2 protein-coding genes are annotated in these 1546 nt (G+C 76.5%); both read left to right on the plus strand.

The window, feature by feature from the left end:
- Nucleotides 1–33 precede the first annotated feature (33 nt).
- A complete protein-coding gene (gene xseA / locus K6I33_RS34915) occupies nt 34–1266 on the plus strand; it encodes an exodeoxyribonuclease VII large subunit (protein WP_229358809.1) in 1233 nt (410 codons plus the stop codon).
- Between the two features lie 10 nt (nt 1267–1276).
- Nucleotides 1277–1525 carry an exodeoxyribonuclease VII small subunit gene (locus K6I33_RS34920; RefSeq protein ID WP_229358810.1) on the plus strand — a complete coding sequence of 83 codons (249 nt, stop codon included), beginning with the start codon at nt 1277–1279 and terminating at the stop codon, nt 1523–1525.
- The last annotated feature ends 21 nt before the right edge of the window (nt 1526–1546 follow it).

Genomic DNA, 1546 nt, shown 5'->3' on the forward strand with positions numbered 1-1546 from the left:
CCCCTGCCACCCCCCACCGCTACGCTCAACCGCATGGCCGCCCAAACGTCACCCGACGCGCCCCTCCCCGTCGGGGAGGTGTCCCGCCTCATCGGCGGGTGGATCGACCGGCTCGGCGCCGTCTGGGTCGAAGGACAGATCACCCAGCTCTCCCGCCGCCCCGGCGCCGGCGTCGTGTTCCTGACCCTCCGCGACCCCTCCCACGACATCTCCCTCTCCGTCACCTGCTACCGCGCCGTCTTCGACCGCGTCGCCGACGTCGTCTCCGAGGGCGCCCGCGTCGTCGTGCACGCCAAGCCCGAGTGGTACGCCCCCCGCGGCCAGCTCTCCCTCCGCGCCGCCGAGATCCGGCCCGTCGGGGTCGGCGAGCTCCTCGCCCGCCTGGAGCAGCTCAAGAAGTCCCTGGCCGCCGAGGGCCTGTTCGCCGCCGAGCGCAAGCGCGCGCTGCCGTTCCTCCCCCAGCTCATCGGCCTCGTCTGCGGCCGCGCCTCCGCCGCCGAGCGCGACGTGCTGGAGAACGCCCGCCACCGCTGGCCCGCCGTCCGCTTCGAGGTGCGCAACGTCCCCGTCCAGGGCGTGCACGCCGTGCCGGGCGTCATCGAGGCCGTCCAGGAGCTGGACGCCCACCCGGACGTGGACGTGATCGTCGTCGCGCGCGGCGGCGGCAGCGTCGAGGACCTCCTCCCCTTCTCGGACGAACAGCTCGTCCGCACCGTGGCCGCCTGCCGCACCCCCGTCGTGTCGGCGATCGGCCACGAGCCGGACACCCCGCTCCTCGACCTGGTGGCCGACCTGCGCGCGTCCACGCCCACGGACGCGGCGAAGCGGGTCGTCCCGGACGTGGGCGAGGAGCTCACCCGCGTCCGGCACCTGCGCGACCGGGCGCTGCGCTGCGTCGAGTCGCTGCTGGACCGCGAGGAGCGGGGTCTGGCGGCCGCGCGGGCGCGCCCCTGCATGGAGCACCCGCACCGGATGGTGGACGAGCGCGCCGAGCAGATCGACGCGCTCGCCGCGCGCGGCCGCCGCACGCTGGGCCATCTGCTGGACCGCGCGGCGTCCGAGCTGACGCACACCCACGCGCGCGTGGTGGCCCTGTCCCCGGCGGCGACGCTGCGCCGCGGCTACGCGGTGCTCCAGCACGGGGACGGCCGGGTCGTGCGCGCGGCGGCGGAGGTCGGGCCGGACGAGGAGCTGAGGGCGCGGGTCGCGGAAGGCGAGTTCGCGGTGCGGGCCGTGCCGCCGCCCGCTGTCACACCGCCCGCCTAGGCTGTGGGCCATGGCGACGACGACAACGGACGCGGGCGGGACCGACGCGCTGGGCTATGAGCAGGCGCGGGACGAGCTGATCGACGTGGTGCGCCGGCTGGAGGCGGGCGGCACGACGCTGGAGGAGTCGCTGGCCCTGTGGGAGCGGGGCGAGGCGCTGGCGAAGGTCTGCCGCCGCTGGCTGGACGGCGCCAGGGCGCGCCTGGACGCGGCCCTGGCGGAGGAGGAAGCGGAAGAGGCGGCGGAGGACAAGGGCTGACCACAGCCCGCGCCCTTCCCC

Source organism: Streptomyces sp. UNOB3_S3 (genome assembly GCF_020740895.1).
Taxonomy (GTDB): Bacteria; Actinomycetota; Actinomycetes; order Streptomycetales; family Streptomycetaceae; genus Streptomyces.

What these genes read in the sequence shown, in the direction of transcription:
- xseA (WP_229358809.1), top strand. Translation starts at nt 34, where the DNA reads ATGGCCGCCCAAACGTCACCCGACGCGCCCCTCCCCGTCGGGGAGGTG.
- K6I33_RS34920 (WP_229358810.1), top strand. Translation starts at nt 1,277, where the DNA reads ATGGCGACGACGACAACGGACGCGGGCGGGACCGACGCGCTGGGCTAT.